The sequence below is a fragment of the Bradyrhizobium sp. 17 genome (genome assembly GCF_023073515.1).
In the GTDB taxonomy this organism is placed as follows: Bacteria; Pseudomonadota; Alphaproteobacteria; order Rhizobiales; family Xanthobacteraceae; genus Bradyrhizobium; species Bradyrhizobium canariense_D.
This window is the reverse complement of sequence record NZ_JADPJQ010000079.1, coordinates 1-24,774: the sequence shown is the minus strand read 5'-3', so window position 1 is coordinate 24,774 and position 24,774 is coordinate 1. Positions and strand designations below refer to the sequence as shown.

Annotated in this window: 14 protein-coding genes and 1 pseudogene; 9 read left to right on the top strand and 6 right to left on the bottom strand. The window is 63.8% G+C overall.

What is annotated here, in order from left to right; genetic code table 11:
- Positions 1-3: 3 nt before the first annotated feature.
- From IVB13_RS15845 to IVB13_RS15835, 3 genes are all read left to right on the top strand, one after another.
- Positions 4-798, top strand: coding sequence for a transporter substrate-binding domain-containing protein (locus IVB13_RS15845; RefSeq protein WP_247454133.1), 795 nt, complete (start codon positions 4-6; stop codon positions 796-798).
- Between the two features lie 67 nt (positions 799-865).
- Positions 866-1,312, top strand: coding sequence for a ribose 5-phosphate isomerase B (gene rpiB / locus IVB13_RS15840; RefSeq protein ID WP_247454134.1), 447 nt, complete (start codon positions 866-868; stop codon positions 1,310-1,312).
- A 13-nt stretch (positions 1,313-1,325) separates the two neighbouring features.
- A complete protein-coding gene (locus IVB13_RS15835; RefSeq protein WP_247489556.1) occupies positions 1,326-2,246 on the top strand; it encodes a ribokinase in 921 nt (306 codons plus the stop codon).
- A gap of 635 nt (positions 2,247-2,881) precedes the next feature.
- Here the strand turns inward: IVB13_RS15835 and IVB13_RS15830 are convergent.
- Positions 2,882-3,232 (bottom strand): hypothetical protein, encoded by a 351-nt coding sequence (locus IVB13_RS15830; RefSeq protein WP_247395277.1) that lies wholly within the window; start codon positions 3,230-3,232, stop codon positions 2,882-2,884.
- A gap of 337 nt (positions 3,233-3,569) precedes the next feature.
- Between IVB13_RS15830 and IVB13_RS15825 the strand changes: the two genes are divergently transcribed.
- Both IVB13_RS15825 and IVB13_RS15820 read left to right on the top strand, forming a co-directional pair.
- Positions 3,570-3,779, top strand: coding sequence for a hypothetical protein (locus IVB13_RS15825; RefSeq protein WP_247395276.1), 210 nt, complete (start codon positions 3,570-3,572; stop codon positions 3,777-3,779).
- 131 nt (positions 3,780-3,910) lie between these two features.
- Positions 3,911-4,099: pseudogene (locus IVB13_RS15820) on the top strand (glycosyltransferase family 4 protein); the annotation flags it as partial.
- Positions 4,100-4,988: 889 nt separating this feature from the next.
- On the opposite strand, the gene IVB13_RS15815 reads toward IVB13_RS15820, so the two are convergent.
- The 5 genes from IVB13_RS15815 to IVB13_RS15795 form a co-directional block, all read right to left on the bottom strand.
- Positions 4,989-6,035: a M23 family metallopeptidase gene (locus IVB13_RS15815; RefSeq protein WP_247489550.1), complete on the bottom strand. Its 1,047-nt coding sequence runs from the start codon at positions 6,033-6,035 to the stop codon at positions 4,989-4,991.
- 22 nt (positions 6,036-6,057) lie between these two features.
- Positions 6,058-7,374: an HlyD family type I secretion periplasmic adaptor subunit gene (locus IVB13_RS15810; protein WP_247489547.1), complete on the bottom strand. Its 1,317-nt coding sequence runs from the start codon at positions 7,372-7,374 to the stop codon at positions 6,058-6,060.
- 41 nt (positions 7,375-7,415) lie between these two features.
- Positions 7,416-9,668 carry a cadherin-like domain-containing protein gene (locus IVB13_RS15805; RefSeq protein ID WP_247489545.1) on the bottom strand — a complete coding sequence of 751 codons (2,253 nt, stop codon included), beginning with the start codon at positions 9,666-9,668 and terminating at the stop codon, positions 7,416-7,418.
- A 16-nt stretch (positions 9,669-9,684) separates the two neighbouring features.
- Positions 9,685-11,400 carry a type I secretion system permease/ATPase gene (locus IVB13_RS15800; RefSeq protein ID WP_247395410.1) on the bottom strand — a complete coding sequence of 572 codons (1,716 nt, stop codon included), beginning with the start codon at positions 11,398-11,400 and terminating at the stop codon, positions 9,685-9,687.
- Positions 11,401-11,480: 80 nt separating this feature from the next.
- Positions 11,481-19,067 (bottom strand): peroxidase family protein, encoded by a 7,587-nt coding sequence (locus IVB13_RS15795; protein ID WP_247489544.1) that lies wholly within the window; start codon positions 19,065-19,067, stop codon positions 11,481-11,483.
- Positions 19,068-19,450: 383 nt separating this feature from the next.
- Here IVB13_RS15795 and IVB13_RS40430 point away from each other — a divergent pair, with 383 nt between their 5' ends.
- The 4 genes from IVB13_RS40430 to IVB13_RS15775 all read left to right on the top strand — a co-directional run bounded on the left by IVB13_RS40430 (position 19,451) and on the right by IVB13_RS15775 (position 24,501).
- The gene (locus IVB13_RS40430) at positions 19,451-21,019 is read left to right on the top strand and encodes a sensor histidine kinase (RefSeq protein WP_247489542.1); all 1,569 of its coding nucleotides are present in this window, start codon (positions 19,451-19,453) and stop codon (positions 21,017-21,019) included.
- 81 nt (positions 21,020-21,100) lie between these two features.
- Positions 21,101-21,760 carry a response regulator transcription factor gene (locus tag IVB13_RS15785; protein ID WP_247285914.1) on the top strand — a complete coding sequence of 220 codons (660 nt, stop codon included), beginning with the start codon at positions 21,101-21,103 and terminating at the stop codon, positions 21,758-21,760.
- A 360-nt stretch (positions 21,761-22,120) separates the two neighbouring features.
- The gene (locus IVB13_RS15780; RefSeq protein WP_247489539.1) at positions 22,121-23,479 is read left to right on the top strand and encodes an IS5 family transposase; all 1,359 of its coding nucleotides are present in this window, start codon (positions 22,121-22,123) and stop codon (positions 23,477-23,479) included.
- Between the two features lie 266 nt (positions 23,480-23,745).
- Positions 23,746-24,501: a substrate-binding domain-containing protein gene (locus IVB13_RS15775; protein WP_247392938.1), complete on the top strand. Its 756-nt coding sequence runs from the start codon at positions 23,746-23,748 to the stop codon at positions 24,499-24,501.
- Positions 24,502-24,774 lie beyond the last annotated feature (273 nt).

The following is a 24,774-nucleotide window of genomic DNA, read 5'->3' as shown; positions in this document are numbered from 1 at the left end:
GGAATGACCAACAAGACATTGCTGGGAGCTGCCGCCGCGCTGTGTGGCCTCGTCGTGATGGCGGCGACGCCGGCGTCAGCCGACTTGCTCGACGATATCACGCAGGCCAAGAAGATCCGCATCTCGACCGACCTCGCCATCCCACCTTCGGGCATGATGGACTCGAGCATGAAGCCGACCGGCTCCGACGTCGAAGTCGCGCAGCTGCTCGCCAAGGACTGGGGACTCGAGCTCGAGTTCATCCAGACCACCGGCGCAACCCGTATCCCGAACGTCCTGACCGGCAAGGCCGACATCATCATCTCGACGCTGTCTGTGACGCCCGATCGCGCTAAGGTGATCGATTTCACCAAGCGTTATGCGACGCTGCAATCCGACGTCGGCTGCCTGAAATCATCGACGGTCAAGGACTGGCCCGACCTCAAGGACAAGTCGATCGGCGTCTCGCGCGGCACCACGCAGGACACGACCCTGTCCAACATGAAGGACAAGGACCTCAAGATCTCCCGTTACGATGACGACGCCACCATGGTCACGGCGGCTGTGTCCGGTCAGGTCGACTGCGTCGCCTCGTCCGCGACGATCATCAACCAGATCGGCGTGAAGAACCCCTCGCGCGTGTTCGAGTCCCGGATTCCGCTGGCGACCTTCGACCTCGCCATCGGACTGAAGAAGGGTGAGCCGCGCCTGATGGACAAGCTCAACGCCTGGATCACCGAGAACGTCAAGAACGGCAAGCTCAATGCGATCTACAAAAAATTCCACGGTGTCGAGCTGCCGCCGGATATGCGTAGCTAAGACCGGAAACAATCGTGGCAGCCGCACGCGGCTGCCACGACCCATGCAAAATCAAGAAGGGCATCACATGCGTCTCGTCATCGGATCCGACCACGCCGGCTGGCCGCTCAAGCAAACCGTCATCGACCACATCCGCAGCCTCGGGCATGACGTCGTCGACGTCGGCTCCTATGACGACAAGCCGGTGGATTTCCCCGACATCGCCCGCGCCGTGGCTCGGAAGGTGACCTCGGGCGAAGCCGCGCGTGGCATCATGGTCTGCGGCACCGGCGTCGGCGCCTCGATCGCCGCCAACAAGATGAAGGGCATTCGGGCCGCGGTGTGCCACGACATCCATTCAGCCCATCAGAGCGTTGAGCATGACGACGTCAACGTCATGTGCATCGGCGCGCAGATCGTCGGCGCGTGGCTTGCCGTCGATCTCGTCTCGTCCTATCTCTCCGCCGAGTTCTCCACCGACGAGGATTTCCGCCGACGCGTCGAGAAGCTGCGAGTCTTGGACGAGCAAGGCTGACGGTTTCTCCGCCATGATCCTAGTGTTCGGATCGCTTAACATCGATCTGGTCGCCCGTGTCCCGGTCATTCCGGGCCCCGGCCGCACCGTGCTCGCGCCCTCCTATCGGACCCATTTCGGCGGCAAGGGCGCTAATCAGGGCGTGGCTGCCGCGCGCATTGCCGGGCCGGGACGCGTCCGAATGGCGGGCCGTATCGGACGCGACGGATTCGGCGACAGAGCGGTAGAGAATCTCCGAGCAAACGGCGTCGACACGGATCTCGTCGTCAGATCGGACCAGCCGACCGGCTGTGCCTTCATCGTGGTCGATCAGGCCGGTGAGAATGCAATTACGGTGGCAAGCGGCGCGAACACGACCGCCAGCGCCGATGACCTCCCCATCGCGCTATTCAGCCGTGACACAATCTTGGTGCTTCAGATGGAAGTGCCTTTCGCAGAAGCCCTGGAGGCCGCACGCAGGACGAAATGCGCCTCCGGCAGCGTCATCTGGAATCTCGCACCCGTGCCGGAGTTGATGACCCGCGAGATGGTGGTCCAGCTTCTCTCCGTGACCGATTATCTCCTGGTCAACGAGCATGAGGCTCTGGATGCCGCCAGGGCCATCGGCCTCGCCCCGCTGTCCGATTACGACGCCGCAGCCGCCGAACTTGCCAGGGCCGGTGACCTCAACTGCATCGTAACCGCTGGCGCGCTAGGCGCGCTCGCCTTCACCGCCGATGGCAGCTGTCTCCGCGCGCCTGCACCCTGCATCACCCCCATCGACACGACCGGGGCCGGCGATGCCTTCGTCGGCGCTTTCGCGTCTATGGTAAGTGAGATGGTGCCGTTGCAAAAGTCTTTGGAAATTGGATGCGAGGCTGCCGCATTAAATTGCCTTAAAGAGGGGGCGCAGGACGGAATGCCGGTCAGAGGTGCGGTAAAGTCGATCGCCTGACCATCAGAGATCGTTCAGGCACGATGGCTGGTAGCAGGATTCTTGACTTGCGGGTGATCGCCTTCCGCCGACGAGAGCACCTGTCGTTTGAAGCCTTTCTGAACAAGGGGCCGTTGAGAACACACGGCGTCCAGATTTCGGTCAGCTCGATATCGCCATGGGTCCGAGCTAGATGATCGTCCCGACGGCATTCGTTCGCGGTCCAGACCAGCAGATGTTCTCGCCCAGCCCCCGCCGCACTCTCGGAGCCAGCTTCAATCAGGGACGAGAATAGCTCGGATGGGATCAGGTGGATTTGGTGCAGATTGAGGAGGGAGGCTGGCGACGGCTCGATAGCGTTTACGGACGAACGCGCCGGCTTGGACGTTGTCTTTGACGCGATCTGATCCGGCGACGGCTTGCTGATGTGGTGGTCGAGATCGTGGCTACAGCAATCCTTTCGCTAGGCCAACAGATCCTGTGTCGACGGCATCGACTCCGAAACAAGCCCACGAGCAGGGCCTTAAGCTAGGGGAAGTGGGACGCCCGTCAGCCGCCCTTGGTCACACGAACCCTTTCTCGGCGAGTGGTGGTAAGCGCTTGACCGAGGAAAAGCCGCGCCCTCGACGAGCGCGGCTTGTTGCTGTCGGGGCCTGTCACCAGCGGTGATGGTGCCAGCGGTGTCGCACGACCGGATATGATCCGCGGTAATAGGCGTAAGCGGGCCGCACGGCTCGGCGGTACCGGTAGCCGTAAGACACGGGCGCCGTGTAGTAGGTCGTGGTGGCGTAACCACCGCCCCAGCGATAGGGCTCGTCGTAGCCGTAGCCAGGTCCCCATCCATAAGCCGACGAGGCAAGCCCGCCGATTACGGCGCCAGCCAGCAGACCGCCAGCGATGCCCGGTCCCCAGCCACCTCGCCAGTGCGCTTCGGCAGGAGAGATGGTGGCCACCGAGGATAGACCAAGAGCGCCGACCATCAGCGCCGACATCGCGATCTTCTTCATCGAGATTCCTTGCACATTGCTCGCGCCCTACCGATAACGGGAAAAAGAGGCAATGGTTGCAGCTGCCCGGGCGGCGCGGGCCATGGAATCCTCGCCGCCAGAGACGGCGCGCGAAGCTCCAGTGCGGAGCCGACCGCCGCAACCCCGACAACTACCACCTTGCATCCAGAAGGTCCGGCCGAAGCCAACGCCTGCAGCGCCGGCGTGCGGCACGTACGCGGGCGCATGTCAGAGCATCCTGAGCTTCCTCCCTTCGTCTACTGTCGGGAAAATCCGGAAACTTTCCGGAGCGCCTTGAGTTGGCAGCGACTGGGTTCGGTCTCTGGAGAGAGTGAGTATGGTCGACGAAGTCGTCTTGAAGAACGCCGCGGAGACCGCCTGGACGGTGTATCGGACGCGGCACCCCGAGGTCGATGCGCACGACAGCCGGCGCTGCCTGCTGGAGCGTCACCTCCACAGCAGGTCGGAAGCGCGCGCAAGCGATACCGAAGAGCTCGCAGGCTTCGGAATAGCCTACCTGCAGCGGCTTTCTCGAGACGGATGTTGACGGCCGTGAAGGCGCTCGCAGCGCGCGTGGCAGGGGGAAGCACGAGGCCCAATTGGACGCTGCTCGCGATTTCGTCGCTCATTTCTGGGACGATCGTGACGGTCGTGCGGTTCGTGTTGGGGGCCTAGCCGATGCGGATCGCCCAGCTTGCTCCGTTGGCCGAGAGCGTACCTCCAAAGCTCTACGGCGGCACCGAGCGCGTGATCGCCTGGCTGGTGGACGAACTGGTCGAACCGGAACACGACGTCACCCTGTTCGCAAGCGCGGACTCTAAGACGAAAGGAAAGCTCCAGGCGGTGTGGCCGCGCGCGCTGCGGCTGGGGCGGAAGGGGTGTCTAGTCAACCCCGTTGTTCTAACATCAATTTATGTGAGCTGAGCGGCACTAGCTACGGTCCTTACAACGGTCATTTTCATAGCATCAGAACCGTAGTTTTTAGCGCAAAGCGCGGCTCGGGTCGCGCCGCCTTTTTACTTGGAAGCGGCCGCTGGGGGTGAATACCGGCAAAGCCGACCGGGGCGGCCTCGATTTGAACGTCAAAGGACCAAGGTCCGAGCCCCAGCGCGCTTACCAACTAGTCCGCCGCAATCACCGGTACCGACCATTGGACACCGGAAGACGATCTAAAACTCATCGTGCTCACGGCGAAACGTTCCGACGACCGCAGACCGCACATGTCGACCCGCGACCAATTGCGACGCCTGCGAAACATGCTTCATGAACGAGAGAATCCCAAGTCCCAGGTCCCATCGAGCCGGGCTCTCTCGAAGAGACCAATCAATTGGTTTGCAAATGATAGTTGTTGTTCAGCTCAGGCGGGTGCCGGGCAATCATGGCGCCTGTGAACGCTGCTTTTCGCTCGAAGTATCGGAAACTGCGGGATTGGCGGGGCCTTGGCCCACGTCGTTGCGTTTGTGCAGGTCTCCCAGCCAAAGGATGGGTCCTCGCAGCTTTTCGCTGCGTGGGCCGTGCCGAATGCCGAACTGTTCGACAAAGCCCCTGAACGCATTCGTGAGGGCCACGAGCTTCACCCCCATGATCCGGATATTTCCGGGTAGCCATCGGCTCGCTGGTGTCCTGGGTGAAGAGCGGCTCATTGCGCGTTCCTGGCGTCATAGAATCAAGAAACCACGAGCGCCGGATTATTCCGCGGTCGAAGAAATTCTGGGCGGCAGTTCCAGGTGCAGTTTAGCTTTCACAGCGTATCAAGCTACCGTTCGCCCTCGCTTCGGATCAGGATTGATCGGGTGGCCGATGAGATCGTCTTCCCACCCGAGACCATTTCGACTTGCAGTCCATACTCCCCTGCTCGTTGCGCGGGCTTCCCTCCGGCATAGGCGATGTAGTTCGCCTTCCGCCTTTCGAGCGGTTTGGTTTCGATTTGCATCAGCGTTTTTCCGTCCGGATCGACGATGCGCATTCTGAAAACGCTGTCGCCCTCGACGTTGATCCCCCAGACCCAAGCGATGACCGGTTGCGACGTATTGGGCACGGCTGGTTCACCTTCGCGAACGAGCCTCGGAAGCTCGGGCGGAGCGTTGGCGAGCCCGACCAGCAGGATCGCCGAAGCCGAACGGGAAAGTGCATCCCGGACGGCCGGTTCGAACAGGCTTCCCCCGGTTGCGCCGCAGGTTTCTCGACCGATTCCAAGTGGCCGGCCCGTCAGGGGTTCGATCGTCCTGCCATCCTTTCGGACCGACAAGTGCAGATGGGGAAATTCGGCCAAGCCCGATGCCCCGATCGACCCCAGGCGGTCGCCTTTCTTCACGTGCGCTCCGGGCCGGACGACGATGCTGCCTTCCTTGAGGTGGCAGTATTGTGAGGCCAGCCCCCCGGAATGCTCTACAAGGACGCCGTTACCGCACTCCTTTCCCCCGGTATCTTTATCTTGTGCCCGATCGTAGATGCGGTCTGGAATGCCGTCCCTCACGCGCGCGACGGTTCCTTCGGCGGTTGCGATCACGGGCGTTTGACGATCGATATCCTTGAGCGTGCGGATGCGAATGTCCCAACCGTCGTGCCCCTGGTACGTGGCGTTGCCGCAGAGCGGATCCAACGCCTGGTCGCCTGGATCGACGTCCGGCATCTGCTGCACGAAGCAGTCCACGCCCAGGCGGCAGTCGACAGGCAGTCCCAGGTTGGGAGACAACTGGTCGTCCGCGCGTGCCGGCTGGATTGCCGCCGATAGAATCATGATCAACGCCGGCGCCAGCCGGTATCGGCTGTGCGTCGCGCAATGGGACTTGAGCTTGAACATTTTCGCAGCAGGGAACAGAACTCTACTCCTCCCGGAAGGATTTCATCATCTGATCCGTGAACGGCTTTATCAGGTAGGAAAGTGCCGTCCTATCGCCGGTGGTTAGGAAAACCTCAACCGGCATGCCGGGCACGATCGGCTTGCCGGCTACTTGCCTTTGGCCACCCGCTATCGCGATGGTGCTGAGATAGTACGTCTGGCCGCTGGCCTGGTCCAGGGTCGCCGCCGCCCCGATCGTTTCGACCGTACCCGCCACTTCCGGCGTGGTCCGCTGGTTGAAGGAGGAGAATCTGAGCCTCGCCGATTGCCCGGTCGTGGCCTGGTCGATGTCGGTCGGAGACAGCTTCGCTTCGACGACCAGGTCGGCGCTTTCGGGCACGATGGACATGAGCGTCTCTTTGGGAGCGATCACGCCGTTGACCGAATTGACGGCGAGCTCGTTGACGGTGCCGGAGATAGGCGAACGGATCACGATGCGCGACAGGCGGTCCAGCGACGCCACGATCCGTTCCTGAAGCTCCGCCAGTTTTCCGTCGACGTCGCGCAAGTCCCGCTGACCGTCGGTTCGCGCCTGCTGGTCGAGTTCGATGATCTTGATCCGCGACTCGCTGATCTGTCCCTTGACGCGGGCGATGTTGGCGTCGATCTCGCCTTTGAGGCCGTCGATCTTGACGAGATCGCGCTCCATGGTGCGGATCTTGCCGATTTCTATGAAACCCTTGTTGTAGAGCGGCGTCAGACGCTCGAGATCCTCTTTGACCATCTTGCGCTCATTGGCGTTGGCCTCCTGCTGCGCGGTCAGCCCGCGGACCTGCTCCTCGAACTGCGCGATCTGCAGCGACAACTGATCGCGCCTGGCCTCCCGCACGGCCAAGTTCTCGTTGAAGAGCCGGATCTCGCCCCGCGCGATCTCCGCCGTGAACGGGTCGTGCTCGAACCGGGAGTCGAACCTGATGGCCGTGGCTCCTTCGCGCTCGGCCAGATGCCGCGCCCTTCGGCCCTCGAGCTCCGCGCGCTGCCCCTTGAGCACGCCTAGTTCCGCCTTGGTCTGGGTCTCGTCTAGTCTGACGAGGACATCGCCCACCTTCACGGCGTCGCCATTGGCGACCAGGATCTCGCCCACGATGCCACCGTCGCGGTGCTGGATCAGCTTGACCTGCTTCCTGACTGCGACCTTGCCTTGCGCGATCACGGCACCGGTCAGCTCGGCGTGCACCGCCCAGCCGCCGCATCCGCCGATCAGGGCGATGGCGAGAACGGCCACCATGGTCACGCGCGAGCGGATCCCGAACGACTGCTTCGCAGCGCGCGCGGGCCGTTCCGTGGGCTTCAGGTTCATCGTTCATTCTCCGTTGTTAGAGCCGGCACGTGTCCGCCGATTCACGATAAGTGGTGCGCGTTCGTTTGCTGGGGGGCAGTGAAAACAAAATTGCTCTCGTTGAGGTCGAGGTTACCATCCAGCACGATCTCGAAATCGTGCTCCGCGTCGCCGTCGAGATGGCCCGAGACGATCGTGATCTCCTGGTCCGAAACGACTTCATGGCGGTAGGTGACGGCGCCGACCTCGTCGAAGGTGGCCTGGTCGGCCCCGGCGAAGAACAGCCTCTTGCCCGAGAAATCGTCGAGTTCCTGTCCGACTCTGGACAGATCGAGCTTGTCGCCGACGCTGAAGTCCACGATGTGGTCGCGTGGTCCGCCGTCGTTCTTCAGAGAAGCCAGGTCCTGGAAGACGAAGGTGTCGTTGCCGTCGCCGCCCTCCATGATATTCACGTGGGCGTCGGCAACCAGGCGGTCGCGTCCGTGGCCGCCCTGGACATTCTCGATCTCGAAGATCTGTGCGCTCTGCCCGTCGCAGATTTCGGCGATTCCGTCGGGGAGGTCGACGTTCTCGTCGAACACGATCTGCGACAGATCCAGCGTGTCCGCGCCGTCACCTCCGTGAATGACGTCGTGGCCCGCCTCGACGCCGAGGACGATCACGTCGTCCCCGCAGCCGGCGTCGATGCAGTCGTTGCCCGAGCCCCCCGCCAGCACGTCGTCGCCGGCGCCGCCGTCGAGGTGATCGTCCCCGGCGCCGCCCTGCAGGGTGTCGTCGCCTGCGCCGCCCGCGAGCGTGTCGTCGCCGGTACCGCCGTCCACATCATCGCCGCCCGCGCCGCCCGCGATGTGGTCGTCTCCCGCGTCTCCGCGGACGGTGTCGTTACCGGCACCGCCGTCCAGGTGGTCGTCCCCTTCCCCGCCATGGATCGTGTCGTCGCCGGCGCCCCCTGCGATGCAGTCGTTGCCGGCCCCGCCCAGCAGCACGTCCTTGCCGGCGCCGCCGTCGATATGGTCGTCGCCTTGCTCGCCCTCGATCCTGTCGTTCCCGTCGTCACCATGGAGGGTGTCGTTGCCGGGACCGCCTATGAGCGTGTCGTTGCCCCGCCCTCCGGAGGCAAAGTCGTCGCCCTCGCCACCTAGGATGAGGTCGTTGCCGTCCTCGCCGTAGAGCGTATCGTCGCCGGCTTCGCCGAACAGCGTGTCGTTGCCCGCCCCGCCGAAGATGATGTCGTTGCCCGGGCCTCCGAACAGGGTGTCGTCACCGTCGCCGCCCACCAGCCGGTCATTGCCCTCGCCGCCGTAGATCGTATCGGCGCTTTCGCGGCCGTAGACGATGTCATTGCCGGCGCCGGCGTCGATCACGTTGATGAGAGGCGTTCCGATCAGAAGATCGTCGCCTTCGGTACCGTGTATCTCCTCGTCGGGCGCGGCGTGCAGATCCGCATGCGCCGCCTGGACGATCGAGACGGTGCCGTCGGAGATACGGTAGCTGAACTGGACCGGGCCGATATCGTCGTGTTCCGGCGTGTAGAGCCAACGGTCCGCTCCCAACGCCTGCAGCGACCCGTGATCGACCTGGAGGGCCTGCACCGAAAGCCGGTCGCCGTCCGGATCGCTGGCGCCATTCAGCAACTGACCGAGCGAGATGATGAAGGCTTCGTTGACGAGCCCGCTGCCGAGATCGACCGCCCCGGCGCTCACCGGGGCGTGGTTGACCCGCTTCGTCGGATCGGGGGGCGGGTCCTTGATCGTCGGTGGCGGCTTTTTTGGCTCGTCAACATGGGGCCTGGTGTGGTCGTCGGAAGACCCTCCGCCTCCGCCACCTCCACCACCCCCACCCCCGCCTCCGCCGGCGACCGGTGTGCCGTCTGCCCCCCGCGGCAGCGGATGCGCGGGAGCCGGCGCGTTCTGGTTCGCCGGGACCAGCGACAGCCGCGGCCCTTCCGTCCTGTCGAACCTGAGCCTGTCCGGATCGACTGCCGCTTCGAACGCTTCGTTCATCGATACCGCGTGCAGCCCGAAGGCACGGACGAGTTCGGACGATCCTGCGCTCCGCTCCACGGCGATGGACGGCGCGACCGACGTATCCGCTTCCGGCTGCGTTGCCGCTTCCGGAGAGTCCGGCTTCGGCAGATGGGGCGCATCCTCCTTGCCTTCGCCGAACACCTGTTTCAGCAGCAGTCCCCACGATGCGATCAGGATGGCGGGCACGATGGAACTGACGCGCGACCGCTCTTCGATGAGCGCGAAGCGGCGCGCCGGCGCGTCGAGCGCGCTGCGGTCCGGAATTCCCAACGACAGCCGATCGTCCATGGCCACCTCCCGCTGATCAAGCCGTCGCTGCGGCGGGGAACGGGATCGGCGCCGCCGGCGCGCCGACCACCTTGTCCTTCGGTCCGAACGCGACCAACTTGCCGCCCTGCACCACGCCGACGTAGTCCACCGCCGCCAGCGCCTTCGGCCGGTGCGCGATCACGATGACGATCCCGCCGCGCGCCTTGACGCCTTCGATGGCCTCCCCGAGCGCCGCCTCGCCCGGTGCGTCGAGGTTCGAGTTCGGCTCGTCGAGCACGACGAGGAAGGGATCGCCGTAGAGCGCCCGCGCCAACCCGATGCGCTGCCGCTGACCGGCCGACAGCGCGGTGCCCGACGGCCCGAGTTCGGTCTGGTAGCCATCCGGCAACCGCGTGACCATCTCGTGGATTCCCGCGGCTTTCGACGCGGCGATGATCTTGCGGGCGTCGGGCTCGGTCTCGAACCGCGAAATGTTCTCGGCGATGCTGCCGTCGAGCAGCGAGACGTCCTGCGGCAGGTAACCAATGTGCTCGCCGAGCGCATCGGCGCGCCACTGATCGAGATCCGCCTCGTCAAACCGGACTTTGCCCCTGAGCAGCGGCCAAACGCCGACGACACCTTTGGCCAGAGATGTCTTGCCGCCACCGCTAGGGCCGATCAGGCCGAGCGCCTCGCCCGCCTTGAGCTCGAAGCCGACGTCGCCGACGAGCACGGTGCCGCTGCCCGGCGCGACCACGGTGATGCCTTCGACCTTCAGGGTCGCGCAAGGCTTGGGAAGCGGCAGGATATGGCTGCCGTCTTCTGCCGCGGCGAGCGTCTGCTTCAGACGGTTGAAGCTGCGCCGTGCCGCGGCGATCACCTTCCAGTTGCCGATGGCCGAATCGATCGGCGCCAGCGCCCGCGCCGAAGCCACCGAGCACGCGATGATCGCGCCCGCGGAAAGCTCGCCCTTGATGGTGAGGAACGCGCCAAGGCCCAGCAGCGCCGACTGCAGCATCATGCGCATCACCTTCGCCATCCCGCCGAAGCTGCCGCTGATGTCGCTGGTTCGGGTCTGCAGCGCCAGATGACGGGCATTGGCGGTCTCGAACCGGGCCACGGCGCGGCCGCCGAACCCCATCGCGCGCAGGATGTCGGCGTTGCGTGCGTGGGAGTCTGCCAACGTGGACCGCTGCACCGCGGCCTGGTGGGTCTCCTTGCCGGCCCGCCGCGTCAGAAGTTCGGTTGCCACCGTAAGCGACATCAGAACCACCGCGCCGGCCAAGGTGACAAGCCCGAGCACCGGATGAAGCAGATAGACGAAGCCGAGGAACAGCGGCATCCAGGGCAGGTCGAAGAAGGCGATGGGGGCTTGGCTGCCGAGGAAGCCGCGCACGACGTCGACGTCGCGCCCCCGCTCCAGCGCCTCGGACGTCGAGTAGCCGTATCGGGCCATCTCGATCACGACGCAGTGCGCCAAGGGCGCCAATTTGGCGTCGAGACGGGCCCCGAGCCTGACCAGTATCTGCGAACGCAGGATGTCGAACATGCCCTGGAACAGATAAAGCCCGATGGCGAGCGCGGAGAGCGCCGCCAAGGTCGGGATGCTGTGGCTCGTCAGCGCCCGGTCGTAGATCTGCAGCATGTAGAACGAGCCCGTCAACGCCAGCACGTTGATGATTCCGGACACTCCGAGCAGGACAAAACCGATGCCGCGGTAGCTGCCGATTGGATTCTCCGTCGGATTCTTTCGCTTCGGGTTCTTGCTCATCGTTTCCTGCCCTGCCCTTGGCCTCGGTGACGTCGTCCACCCGGGCGGCGGTTCGCCCGGGTGGTGATGGTCGGTTGCGCCTAGTGCACGCCGTTGAAGTCGGCCGTCGTCAGTGCATGGTTGCCGGCTCCCAGATCGATCTTGAAGTCGGCCGCGGCGTCGGCGTTGGTATTGCCGGACACGAAGGTGTGCTCCGCGCCGTCCTTGATCTCCTGCGTGACGATGACCTGTCCCGCCGAGGTGAAGACGTTGCCGGCGAACAGCACGAAGGACTGGTTCCCGGCCGCCCCCGTATTGGCGTCGATGGCCGACAGGTCGATCTTGTCGCCCGGCTGGAAACCCTTGATGGTGTCGCCGTTGGCGTCCGCTGCGGAGCCGAACACGTAGGTGTCGTTCCCTCCACCGCCGTCCATGACGTTCGCCACCGAACTGGCCACGATGGTGTCGTTGCCGGAGCCGCCGATGAAGTCCTCGAACCCGAATATCTGGTCGGTCCCGCTCTGGGCGCTGGCGACGCTGCCGTGCTGTCCGATGCCGTTGCCGAGATCGGCCGTGAGGTTTGCAGAGATGGCCGAGTAGTCCAGCGTGTCTTCCTCCGTGTCGCCGAAGTAGGTGTCGTTGCCGTCGCCGACGGTCGCGATGACCCGATCGTTGCCGGCCCCGCCGTAGACGGTGTCGTTTCCCGCGCCGCCTTCCAGGGCGTCGTCGCCCGCGTCGCCGAACAGGCGGTCGTCCCCGCCGTCGCCGGTGATCAGGTCGCGGCCGGCGCCGCCGAAGAGATCGTCGTTGCCGTCGTTGCCGAACACCACGTCGTCGCCTGCGCCGGCCTTCACCAAGTCGTCTCCGGATCCGGCCTTCAGCGTGTCGGCACCGTCGTTGCCGAGGATCACGTCGTCGCCATCGAGGCCACTGAGGACATCGTCGCCGGTCGCCCCCACCATCACGTCGGCGGCTGCAGTTCCAATCTGGCCTTCAGCCATGCCCGGGTTGACCGCCGGAGGTTGCGGCGTGTCTGGGCCGCCCTGTCCGTCGTGCTGATGGTCGCCCGACGAACAATGCTGATCGTCGCCGCCGGAGTTGCCATCCTGACCGTCGCCGCCGGATCCACCCTGGCCGCCGCCTTGGTCGCCCGAAGGCAGACCGGTCTGGGTGTCGACCACGTCCTGCGGCCGCAAGGTGCCGGTGACCTGGTCGTCGCCTCCTCCTCCGTGGAATACGATGCGGTGGTCGGAGGTCAATCCGGAGATGTCGACGGTGTCGGCGCCTGCGCCCCCGTTCACCGTGATCGTGCTGTAGTTCAGGCTGGTGCCGGTGAAGTTGCCGACGATGGCGACGCTGTCGCCGGCCACCGTACCGCCGTCGAGCCCGCCGTTGTTGTTGTTGGCGGTCACGTCGAGGGTGTTGATCGTGATCTCCTCGACGTTGTCGAGCTCGCCGATCACCGTGCCGTTGCGGGCGACGACGATCTCGGTGCCTGCATGCAGGCCCGTGAAACCGACATGGGCCGCGCTGCTGCCCGTGCCCGGACCGGCACCGTCCCAGTCGTCGGTGTTGGAGTAGATGGCGAAGGATTCCGCCGTGTTGTTGCCGGTGACGGTGAAGCGGTCGCCCGCCGCGCCGTTGGCGCCGCCGTTGACGAAGTCGCGGCCGTCCGGCAGTTCGGGAATGATGGTGATGTTGCCGATCTTGAAGGGGTTGGTCACCGACCAGCCGACGCTATCGTCGCCCCCGCCCGCAAAGACCGCGTCGTCGCCTCGTCCGCCGGTGAGGATGTCGTTGGCCGAGCTTCCGACCAGGATGTCGTTGCCCGTCGATCCGTTAATCGTCGTGCCGTTGACCGCGGTCACGGTGACCGTGGCGGAGGCCGGTGCGACCCCGTCGTTCACCGTGTAGGAGAACGAGCCGCCGTTCGGCCTCGCCGGGTTGCCGCTCGTTCCGCTGTCGGTGATCGTGACCGCGCCAGCGGCATGGACCGCCGTGAGGCTGTTGAAGGAGCCCACCCCGGTGATCGCCAGCGCGTTGGGACCGTCCGTGTCGCTGTCGTTGGCGAGCAGCGCCCAGTCCGGCACCACGATGCCACTCGCGACGTTGCCGAGGTTGGTGTAGACGTGATCGGCGCCCACGCTCGGCGGATCGTTGACCGGAGTCACGTGGATGGTCGTGGTCGCGACGTTGCTGTCGGCCAAGCCGTCATTGACCGTGACCTGGACGATGCGGTCCGCATTGGTGGGGTTGTTGGAGTTGCTGGAGAACGTGATCGCCTGGATCGCGTTCTGGTAGGCCGCGATCGAGGCCTTGCCCGTCAGGCTGACGGTGATTTGTCCGGCCACGGAATTGTCGACAGTGCTCGCGATGCCGTCGCCGGCGATGTCGTTCGCGTTGAGCGCGTCGCCCGCCACCCGGCCGGTCAGGACGACCTTCGCCGACCACAGTTGCGTGCCGTCGTCGACGATTCCGGGATGGTTGGCTATGCCGACGGCATTGCCGTTCTCCGTGAACGTGACGACGTAGTCCGTGCTCGGAGCCGCCGCGGGCCTGACGTAGTCGACGGACACGTTGTCGATCGAGATGGTGCCGTTGTTGGCGCTGTTGCCCGTGTTGGTGGCCGAGCTGACCACCTCGAACCTGAGGGCCGCGTTGGCGGTCACCGTCTCGCCGGCGTTCAGGGACGCGAGAAGATCGGCCGAGAACGTATGGTTGCCGAAGCCGGCGGCATTGGTGATTGTTCCGAGTTCATGGAAGACCGGCGTCGCCGCCGTGGCGTCCGCGGTGAAGAGGACGCGGACGTAGTCGCCGTTGTCGAAGCTGTTCTGGTTGTAGGTGAAGCCCAACTTGGCCTCCACCACGCCGGCGAGGTTCACCACCCGCTGCACGTTGGCCCCGTCGGCGTTGTCGGTGAACTGCAGCTGCTGCGAGCCCACGCGGATCTGACCCGCGGTGGCGCTGCCGTTGACCGCGCCGTTGAAGTTGTCGCCGGTTTCGGTCCAGTTGCCCGTCCAGCTCGAGCCGCCGGCGTAGCTGCCGGAGGCGAAGTTGTCGGTCGCAGCGCCCGGATCGAAGGCGTGAAGCTTCAGGCTCGGGGGCGTGTTGACCAACGAGAAGTCCTGGTCGGCGAAGCGCAGCAGTTCCACGCCCACGACCAGGTCGGTGCCGTCGGTGACGATGGGCGCTCCGTTGGCGTCGACGCCGTTGGGATCCCGCAGGTCGGTCACCTTGTAGGCGACGATCTGTCCCTCGTGGGTGCTCTGGAATGTGATGGGGTCGATGCGATAGTCGGCCAGGTTGCCGGTGAAAACTGCGATGTCCGGCTTGGCCAGGGTGCTGGCGTCGGCGCCCCCGTCTCCGAGAACGTTGTCCTTGAAGAACTGGGTGCGCAGCATCTCGGTAAAATGCTTGTCGAAGCCCTGCGTGCCGAGCGCGGCGTTGTCGAGCAAACCGGCGCCCAGGGTGTCGTCGTAAGCGACGCGGTGAGAGGCGCCCTGATAGCGGGCATCCTGCAGGCGTAATGCCTCGGTGGATCCGTCGTTGTTGTTGTTGTGGTCGTAGGTTGAGGCGATCTCGTTGCCCTGAGCGTCATGGCCCTGGATGTACTGTCCGATCAGGGTGTCGAGCCGGACCGAGCCGCCGACGATGACGTCATTGCCGGCGTCGCCGGTCAGGAGATCGGCTCCGGAGCCGCCCACGACCCAGTTGTCTCCGGAGTCTCCTCCGAGATTGTCGTCGGACACGCTGCCGACCAGCCCCTCCATTTCGAACGCCGCGGGAACCGACTGCGCGGTATTGACTGCAGCCAGTGGGTTCGCTTGCTGGTCGAGGTCGTAGGTCACCCCGATCGGCCGGGCGTGTTGCAGGCTGAAGTCCAGGACGTCGAAACCAATCGTGCCCGGGGTGTTGCCGTCGTCGGTGACGCCGTCACCGCCCAGCACTTCATCAGGACCGGTGCTCAACGCCTGAGCGATGTCGCCAACCTTGAACCAGTCGTCGCCGGCTTGGCCGAAAGAGATGTCGACGTCGGTGCCGTCGAGCAGCATGTCGTCGCCGTTGCTGCCGTACAGCATGTCGGTGCCGGAGCCGCCGTCCAGATAGTCGTTGCCGTCGTTTCCTTCGAAGAACGGGTCGGTGTCCTGCTCGCCATACATGACGTCGTCGCCATTGCCGCCGAACAGCTTGTCTATCCCGAGGCCGCCGTTGATGTAGTCGTTGCCCGCGCCGCCGATGACCTGGTCCAGGCCGTTGATGTCGGTGCCGCTGGATTCGCCATACAGGAAGTCGTCGCCGGCGCCGCCGTCGATCAGGTCGGGGTTGTCGCCGCCGTAGATCGTGTCGGAGCCGTCCCCCCCGTACAGGCGGTCGATGCCGTAGCTGCCGTAGATCTTGTCATTGCCGGCATCGCCGTAGACCGTGTCGTCACCGCCCTGGGCGTAGATCAGATCCTGCCCCTTCGAGCCGACGATGATCTCGTTGGACTCGGCGCCCGAGTTCGGCGTGCCGTCGAGGTTGACGAAGCCGTTCTGCCCATAGGCGCTGTTGGGGTCCGTGTCGGCCAGGCGGGTGTCCTGAATGTAGTGCACGCCGCCGATGACGACTTCGTGTCCGTCGTTCAAGTTGCCGCGTCCGCCGTTGGAGTAGATGCCTATCGTTCCGGCATCCACCGCGGCGATGTCGCCGTATTTGTGCTCGTTGCCGGTCGTCAGGTACTCGGTCTGTCCCGGAGCCAGCACTTCCTTGTGGGCACCGAGATCGACGTACTGGTCGGCATAGCCGAAGATGTTGCCGTTGAGGTGGGTCAGACCCGTGGTGCGCTCCACCATGTCCTTCAGCTGGGCGTTGACGATCTCCGTGCCGAACTGAACGCCGAACAGGCGGTAGAGATAGTAGAAGCGATCGCCGTCCATCAGCCTTTCGATCTGGTCGACGAAGATTCGGTCGAAGGTCTCGCCGAGGAGCCCCCCCGGCTGATGGACTTCGGCCAGACCGCCGAGCCATGTGTCGATCTGGTTGAAGGCAAGCGTACCGACGCCGCCGGCCGCCTCGTCTCCGTTCATGAAGCCGTAGGCTTGGTCGAGCGAGATGCCGAGCGTGCCCGCGGCGACGCTTCCGTCGACGATTCCGACGATGGTGTTCGCCTTTTCCATGTCACCGTCGAAAGCGTACGCGGCGATGAAGTTGGCCAGCGAACTCGGATGCTGCATGTTCTGACCGAAGTCGTTCCAGCTCGAGTATTCGGAATAACCTAACGTGTGACGAACCTCGTTCAAGGTCGGTATGCCCACGTCCCGTCCGCGGGCGATATTGATCGCCGCCAGATCGAGCGGCTGGTCGAGCAGACCCTGGTTGAGCGCCGGGGTGACGAACTCGTCCACCTCGTTCATCTGCTGGTGCGTCATGCCGAGCACGATCGCGGACGGCCCGACGTCGGCGAACTTGTCCGGGGCCAGGAAGGCTGCCTTCAGGGCATAGCCCATGATTTTGCCGGTCAGGCCGCCGGACGGATCGATGGTGTCGATGGTCTCGCGCAAGGTCGAGTGACCGAAGCGGAAGGCGGCCTGCGAGTATTCCAGGGAAATCGCCGAATCGACCTCGGTCGAGTAGGCGCCGAACTCCTGGATATTGGGCGAGACGTTACGGGCGTACTGGTCGACGGCAGCATGCTGGTATTCCATCTCCACGACCAGCTTGGCCCCGTTGAACATCTTGTCCTGGTCCCAGGAGATGTTGCCTGCGGAATCCAGGTAGTCGCCGGCGGCGTTCATGCCGTGCCCGGTGTCGATCTGGAAGCCGTGCAGCGCGGCGTGCGTCGGGTCGCCGGACACGACGTCCTGGGTATGTAGTGCCTCGATGATGTTCTGGATCTGGTAGTTGTGTTCCTCATGGAAGACGTGGTGGATCGAAGTCAGACCGAAGTTCTCGTTCACACGCCCGTCTCCGGCCACGTAGTGGTCGCCGACCGAGGCCATCAGGATCTCGCCGACGGCGTCGTGCAGCGCGCCCGCCGGGACCGTGATGCTGAAGTCGGCGAAGTTGACGAACGGAAACAGCGAGCTGGCGCCGTCCAGGGTGTGCGGCGTTCCGGGAGGCGAGCCTGGGGGTAGCGTGGCCATGGTCAGCGTCAGCTTGTGTGTCGTTGCGTCGATGCCGAAGCTCGAGCCCGCACCGAACGTGGATTTGGCGTAGGTGTCGATGGTCGAAATTGCGGCCGCTACCTTGGCCGACTGGGCCGCAGTGCCATAGGCCGCCTCTCCGACGTCTTGCGCGCCGTTGCCATTCTTGTCGTAGAAGGCTCCCATGTGGCCTGCATCGAACCGCGGATTCATGTCGAGCAGCAGCGCCGAGCCGCTGGTGCCGGCGATCACGTGGCCGGATGCGTCGCGGTTGCGCAGATCGTTGACGTCCTCCCAGGTCAGGGCGTCGCGGCCGGTGGCATCCACATGGGCGCGCAGTTCGTCCAGCGTCGGCAGCGTCTGGTGCGTCGCGGTGCCGTCCGGCTTGGTCCATGCGGTTTCGAGGGTCTGCCCGTCGAACAGGTTCATGCCGGCGTGGTACTGGCCGGTGGCCGGATCCGCGACCCATTCCCGCAGCAGGTTCGTCAGTTGCTCGTGCGAGCCGTAGGTCTGGCTTTGGTCGATGAAGGGCGAGGTGTGATTGACGTATTCCGGGCCGTTGGCGTCCACCGTCTGCACCGTGGCCCGGTTGATGGTGATTTCGTGCACCGGCCGTCCGTCCGGTCCGAGCATGCCGTAGAGCGGATCGTCGCTGGCGAGCGCGATCTTGATGGTCTGTCCCGAGGCCTTGCCGATAAAATCGAGGCCGTGGTCGAAGAACTGGCCGAACAGTACGAAGAAGCCGTTGGAGGGCGATACGCCCGGATTGAGCCCGCCGAGGAAGTGGTCGCCCTGACCGGCCGAGGCGGCGAGTCGCGCCTGCGTGTCGACCTGACCGAGGCCGCCGTCGGCGACCGTGGCGAGTTGGCCCCAGTCGAGCACCTTCGCCGTCCCTGTCGTGGGATCGTAGTAGATTTCGTTCGGTTGATGCGAGGTCGCTCCGAGGTCGCCCTGATGGTTAGCCCAGGTGTCGAAGGTGACGCCGCCGGTGGTGGTCGTCAGGCTGATCATGCGCGGCGTGTAATCGACGACGTTCGGCAGATCGATCTTGGTGCCGTCGGCCGCGGTCTGGGCGCCGGCCGGATCGGCCTTGACCGCGTAGTCGCCGTTGAGGGCCGGGTTGAAGCCGCCGGTCGCCGCGCTGTAGGAGGAGTAGTAGGTCTTGGCGGCGGCGTAGACGCGGTCGGCGACCGCCTGCATCACGGACGAGTAGCCGGCGTAGTCGGCAGCCGCCGTGCGCGTGAAGATCTGGTCGACCGCGCCGAAGGTGGCGTTGATGAGCGACAGGTTGTTGTTGAGACCGCTGGGATCCCTCAAGCCCGCGAAGTCGAATTCGGAATAGTAGGACTGTCCCCACTGCGCGATGGCCGCGGTCGATGCCGCGTCGCCGGCGACCGACCCGCCGGTGCCGATGAGATTGCCGTGTGCATCGTAGACCGCCCCCGTGCCGTCCCACAGGATGATGGCGTTGCCTGCCGCATCGAACAACGGGCGGAAGTTGACCTGGCTGAGGATGAAGTCGATGTCGCTCTGGTCGATTACGAACGGCTTGAGATAATTCGACATGATGCGCTCCTGCCAGGATTAACGGAGAACCGAACGGCCGGATCTCCCACGTTTCAGAAGCATGTCGAGTGCTTCGCGGGCGCGGTAGGGCAGAAGGTCGAGCGAAAATTTCCGTCGATGGTCGAATGCGCCGCACCCGACGAAAGTCCCTTGCTTCGGACTTTAGTCCGAAGCGCCATCGGTCTTTCTGCGGCGGCGCGGCTGCTGCCGGCGATGGTGTTAACCCTGATCCGCTGCTTCAAAGGAGCAGTGTGGGCACGTGCGATCTTCACCATGTTTGCCCAGGAAGTTGAAAGCCGATACGATCGATGCATATGATGTCGCCAATTTAAGCATCTGTTCACCGATGACATTGTTCGAGAATGTTCTTCATGGAGCCAGTCGTGGAGGAAGTCTCCGTCGCCGATGAAGCTGATGGGCACATCCGTCGCGTCGACAGTGCCTTGTTGAGAGCCGGTGAAGGCAAGCCCGAGACCAGGAGGGCGTTAGGGGCATTCATCAAAGTCGCCACGGATCGGCCGCGTCGCTGGTGGATGCGAAGGTCCCTCTTCGAGCAGTTCGCATTGTTGTCTTCGCTGGTGCTATCGCTTTCCGTCGCCGCGGTCGGAGGATGGGTCGGCAATCGTATCGCCGATGGCGTTCTGCGCGGAACGAGTGGCGCCGCCGCGCTGTACATGACGAATTTCGTGGAGCCCTACGTTCAGTCGATGGACGGCGGAGGCACACTCAGCGCGGAAGACCTTCGCGGGCTCGAGTCCGTCGCCGAACTGCTGAAATCCAGGCGGCATGTCGCCTCCGTCAAGATCTGGGCGCGCGACGGTACCATCGTGTACAGCACGCAAAAGGGGCTAATCGGAAAGCGATTTCCGACGACCGACCTCACGCCTTCGCTGCAAGGGAAAATTCGTGCTGGGATGGCCGACCTCGAGGACGATGACAGCGAGTTCGAACGCTCTCTGTCGATGCCCCTCTATGAGATGTTCCTGCCTCTCTACAAGAACGAGACGGAAAGGATCATCGCGGTCGCAGAAATCTACGAAGACGCCCGCGCGCTTCTCCGCGACCAGGCAAGCGCCATCCGCGGCGCATGGCTGGTGGTCGGGTCGGTGGGTCTCGTCACCCTCTTGGCTCTGTTCATCGTCGTCCATCGAGCAAGCACGACCATCAAAAAGCAACGTTCGGCCATCAAGCAGCGGTTCCGGGAGAAAGTATTGCTGCATCGCAAGAACGATGTTCTTAAATCTGAAACGGAAGATGCTCTTCGCACTGCCGCCCGCATCGACGATCTTGTCCATACGCGGCTCGGAGCCGAGCTCCACGACGGCCCTGCCCAGCTGATATCCTTCGCCCTGCTGCGGCTCGAAGGTCTGGAACAGGAGCTGGAAGGCCCGACACCCAAAGCGCGAGCTCTCCTGGCGGAATTCCGGAGCGCGCTTAAGGACGCGCTCAAGGAGCTGCGCTCGATCGCCGCCGATCTGCTTCTTCCCGATCTCGGAGACAGCGGTAATCTCATCCGGATGCTCCGCAAAATCATACGAGCGCATGAAGGCCGCGCCGCCTGCATCGTCGATTTTGAGATGACCGGAGTGCCTGAGAAACTGCCTCGCGACGCGGTGCGCTGCCTCATTCGGGTGACGCAGGAGGCGTTGAACAACGCCTTCAAGCATTCGGGGAGCGACCGCCAGACCGTAATGGTTAATTACTTCGCCGGGACGCTGCGGCTATCGGTGAGCGATCCCGGATGCGGCTTTGCCGGCAAGACAGCCAAGTCTCGATCAGGTCTTGGATTGATCGGGATGGCCTCCCGAGTGAGAGCATTGGGCGGGACGTTCTACGTGATCTCCAATCTCGGCCAAGGCACGGAGATCCTGTGCGAACTTCCCGTCCAAAGTTCCACCGCAGGAACTGGCGATGAACACTCGAAAGATAGTCAACCGATCAAAAGTGATTGAAACTTTATCCTTACGATGCCTATTCTCGCAGCATTCTGAAATGCCACTTTTCCGCAGTGTTTTTTAATTGTGAGAGTACATATGGAAAATTCGAGTGAGCAGGCCACTATTGCCATCGTCGACGATCATCCGATTTATCGCCAAGGACTGGCCAGCGTGTTTCGGGCGGAGGCTCGCTTCAAAGTCGTAGCCGAAGGCGCCTCTACGGCAGACGCGCTGGACATCGCAAAAACGCATCGCCCGAGCATCCTCGTTCTGGATCTCGGCATTCCCGGCGATAGCCTGGAGACTCTCAAGCAGCTGTGCGTCGAATTTCCCGGAACGCACTGCGTCATACTCACCGCCTGCGACGATCCGCAGACCGGCATCGCCGCCCTGAACGCGGGCGCGCACGGCTACATCCTGAAGGGGGTCAGCGCGAGCGAATTGAAGGCGGCGATCTGGGCGGTCTTCAAGAACGAGTCCTCGTTCGTCTCGCCGGAGTTCGCGGCGCGGCTGCTTTCGGCGGTTCAGCAGAAGGAGGCGACGTCCATCGACGTCGGTCTCAGCCATCGCGAACTCCAGATCATCGCGGAGGTCGAGAGCGGCGCCACCAACAGGATGGTCGCCGACAAGCTCAAGATCAGCGAAAAGACCGTCAAGCACTACATGAGCAGCATCATGCAGAAGTGCGGCGCGACCAACCGCGTGTCCGCGGTCATGGCGTATCAGAGGATGCGCCAGTCCGGCCAACACGCTTGAAGGATGACAATCCATATCACGCTGCGAACCGCGCTGCGCTGACGTTGGATCACCTGGGCAGCGCCTCATGCTAAGGCCCACGCGGGTAGTGGACCAAATGTCTTACGGAGACCAATACCGCAGCCAGTTGGAGTCACCTTACTCGCTGGCCCAAGCAAGCGGGACTTCTGCGCCTTCGGCCCGAGATCAGAAAGTCGTCCGTGAACAAGGCTCTAAGCGATTGAGCAGGAGTCAGTTTTCCGGTTGCGGCGGCATTTGAGATTGCAGGGATTGGGGGCTTGAGGCCCCCAAACCTTGCAATTTTGGTTTGTGGATTCCCTTTTGCTGCGGACCATGATTCTGTGTGCATCGGAGGGGCCGATGCGACCGAAGAAGCACAGGACGACGGGATCGAACGATCTGTTCCGGGCGCGGCTGGACCAGATCATCAACATGAAGCACGAGCTGGTTCAGCTCGCCGGCAAGATCGATTGGGACTGGATCGACGGCGAGGTCGCGCCGCTCTACAGCGAGAATGGCCGGCCCGGGATCGAGACCCGGTTCATGATCGGGCTGCTGTTGCTCAAGCACACTTACGGGCTTTCCGATGAGGGCGTTTGCGAGCGCTGGGTTCACGACCCGTATTTCCAGTTCTTCACCGGGCAAGAGTTCTTTCAGCATGCCTTCCCGCACGAGCGCTCGGACCTGAGCCATTGGCGCAAGCGGCTCGGCGACAAGTTGGAGCTGCTGCTGGCGGAGAGCCTGCGGGTGGCGCACGAGGCCGGCGCGTTACGCGGCCAGGACCTCAAGCGCGTCACCGTCGACACCACGGTGCAGCCGAAGGCCATCACCTTTCCGACCGATGCCAAGCTGCTTCATGCGGCTATCAAGGGGCTCAACCGCCTGGCGAGAAGGCACGCCGTCAGGCTGCGGCAATCCTATTCTCGTGTGGCCAAGGCCGCCGCGATGATGGCGGGCCGCTACGCCCATGCCAAACAGTTCAGCCGGCATCAGCGGCAGTTGCGCATTCTGCGCAGCCGGCTCGGCCGTATCATCCGCGACATCCGCCGCAAGATCGAGGGCCAGCCGGCACTGGAGGAGGCATTCGCCCTCCCGCTTGGCCGGGCCGTGCAAATCCGCTCGCAGCAGCAGCGCCAGCGCGGCTGGAAGCTTTATTCCTTCCATGCCCCGGAGGTGGAATGCATCGGCAAAGGCAAGGCCGCAGCCCCTTACGAGTTCGGCGTGAAGGCCTCCATCGTCAGCAACAACCGCCGGGCGCCCGGTGGCCTGTTCGTACTGCACGCCAGGTCGCTGCCCGATAATCCCTACGACGGTCATACCCTGCGGGACGTCATCGACCGCACCGAGGCGCTCACCGGCTGTCCGATCGAGCGGGCCTATGTCGACAAGGGATATCGCGGCCACGACACGCAAAATCCCCGTCGCGTCTTCATTTCGGGCCAGAAGCGCGGCGTGTTCGGCGCCATCAAGCGCGAGCTCCGGCGCCGCTCCGCCATCGAGCCCATCATCGGACATCTGAAGGCCGAAGGTCACCTTGGCCGCTGCTATCTCAAAGGCCGCGCCGGCGACGCCGCCAACGTCGTGCTCTCAGCAGTCGGCCACAACTTCCGCCGTATCCTCGCCTGGCTCAGAGAACTCTTGTGCCTCTTCCTGATCCAGCTATCGCATCACGCTTGCCTGTCCGCCCCCGCTCAATTCGGCTTCTTAACGGACGACTGAGTACACCCCTTTTTCCTCAGCCACGGAGGTAAAGGCTACCGTGGTGCCAACCAGTTGAAAAGGGCGTTGGTCGTGGCGCACTTTGGAGTCAGGAAATGGCCGGTGGCTGACTTCCTCTCTGGGCCTAGCCCGTTCCGCTTCCGAGGGTTGAACTTGGAGCCGCCGAGGGCTGCCTTTGACCCATCTGAGACATTAGACGGTGGACCAGGAGCAGCGTAACGTCCACGTGCGTCAAACGCTCGGTTCATATACTCGGGAGAGGTTTCATGAGGACTGTGTTTTCCTTCGCGGCAGTGGGTATCTTGGTCGGCATGATGCTGTCACCAGCGGCGACCGCAGCTGAGTTGAGGGTTCTGGCCGGCGGCGCCATGACAGCAGTGTGGGCGGGTCTCAAGCCGAAGTTCGAACAAACCTCAGGTCACAAGCTCGATATCTTCTTCGGCACCACTCCGAACCTGATCAAGGAAGCTACCTCCGGCAAGCCGTTCGATGTCGGCGTCGTGCCGGTCGAGGTAATGAGGGACGCCGCCGCGCGATCACACTTCGCAGCCGGGCCGACGCTGGACATAGCTCGTGTTGGCCTCGGTGTCGCGGTTCGCGACGGTGCGCCGAAGCCCAACATCTCCACGCCCGACGTGTTTAAAGCTGCCTTGCTTAACGCGGAATCGGTCGCCTCGATTCCGGAAAGCGCAACCGGCTATTCAATAGCGAAAGTATTCGAGCGCCTCAACATCACCGAACAGATGAAAGCCAAGATGAAAGCGCAGCCGACCCCCGCACAGGTCGTCGCTGTAGTCGCCAACGGAGAGGCCGAACTCGCGCTGTTCCTGATGAACGTCTTGACGGTGCCGGGCCTCGATGTGGTTGGCCCGTTCCCTGCTGACTTGCAGCAGGATGTCGTATTCACGGCCGCGCTCGGTGCGGCCACGAAGGAAGCCGCAGCCGCGAAGGCGCTCGTCGACTACCTGAAAACGCCGGACGCCATATCGGTGATCAAGAGCAAAGGTATGACGCCGGGGTGAAACAATCAGCTGCTTCGTGGGGCAACGACGTTCAATAGACGCTGCTACAGCGGATTGCTTAACCCGCTGGTGCATGTCGGCTGATGGCCCATCGCGTAGGTTGGCGCAGTACTGCGACATGTCCGGTGCTGGGGGTGGACCTGAAGAGCCGGATTCAGGCGCAGACCAACGCGATTGACCCTGGCTGTTCTCTAATTCCGGGAGTGAGGTCAAGCTCTCCTTGAACATCCTTGCCGGGTCCATGGTTCTCTCCGCGGTAGGGGCGTGCCCTCC

What these genes read in the sequence shown, in the direction of transcription:
- IVB13_RS15780 (WP_247489539.1), top strand. Translation starts at nt 22,121, where the DNA reads ATGCGACCGAAGAAGCACAGGACGACGGGATCGAACGATCTGTTCCGG.
- IVB13_RS15835 (WP_247489556.1), top strand. Translation starts at nt 1,326, where the DNA reads ATGATCCTAGTGTTCGGATCGCTTAACATCGATCTGGTCGCCCGTGTC.
- IVB13_RS15830 (WP_247395277.1), bottom strand. Translation starts at nt 3,232, where the DNA reads ATGAAGAAGATCGCGATGTCGGCGCTGATGGTCGGCGCTCTTGGTCTA.
- rpiB (WP_247454134.1), top strand. Translation starts at nt 866, where the DNA reads ATGCGTCTCGTCATCGGATCCGACCACGCCGGCTGGCCGCTCAAGCAA.
- IVB13_RS15795 (WP_247489544.1), bottom strand. Translation starts at nt 19,067, where the DNA reads ATGTCGAATTATCTCAAGCCGTTCGTAATCGACCAGAGCGACATCGAC.
- IVB13_RS15805 (WP_247489545.1), bottom strand. Translation starts at nt 9,668, where the DNA reads ATGGACGATCGGCTGTCGTTGGGAATTCCGGACCGCAGCGCGCTCGAC.
- IVB13_RS15785 (WP_247285914.1), top strand. Translation starts at nt 21,101, where the DNA reads ATGGAAAATTCGAGTGAGCAGGCCACTATTGCCATCGTCGACGATCAT.
- IVB13_RS15845 (WP_247454133.1), top strand. Translation starts at nt 4, where the DNA reads ATGACCAACAAGACATTGCTGGGAGCTGCCGCCGCGCTGTGTGGCCTC.
- IVB13_RS15825 (WP_247395276.1), top strand. Translation starts at nt 3,570, where the DNA reads ATGGTCGACGAAGTCGTCTTGAAGAACGCCGCGGAGACCGCCTGGACG.
- IVB13_RS15775 (WP_247392938.1), top strand. Translation starts at nt 23,746, where the DNA reads ATGAGGACTGTGTTTTCCTTCGCGGCAGTGGGTATCTTGGTCGGCATG.
- IVB13_RS15810 (WP_247489547.1), bottom strand. Translation starts at nt 7,374, where the DNA reads ATGAACCTGAAGCCCACGGAACGGCCCGCGCGCGCTGCGAAGCAGTCG.
- IVB13_RS15800 (WP_247395410.1), bottom strand. Translation starts at nt 11,400, where the DNA reads ATGAGCAAGAACCCGAAGCGAAAGAATCCGACGGAGAATCCAATCGGC.
- IVB13_RS15815 (WP_247489550.1), bottom strand. Translation starts at nt 6,035, where the DNA reads ATGTTCAAGCTCAAGTCCCATTGCGCGACGCACAGCCGATACCGGCTG.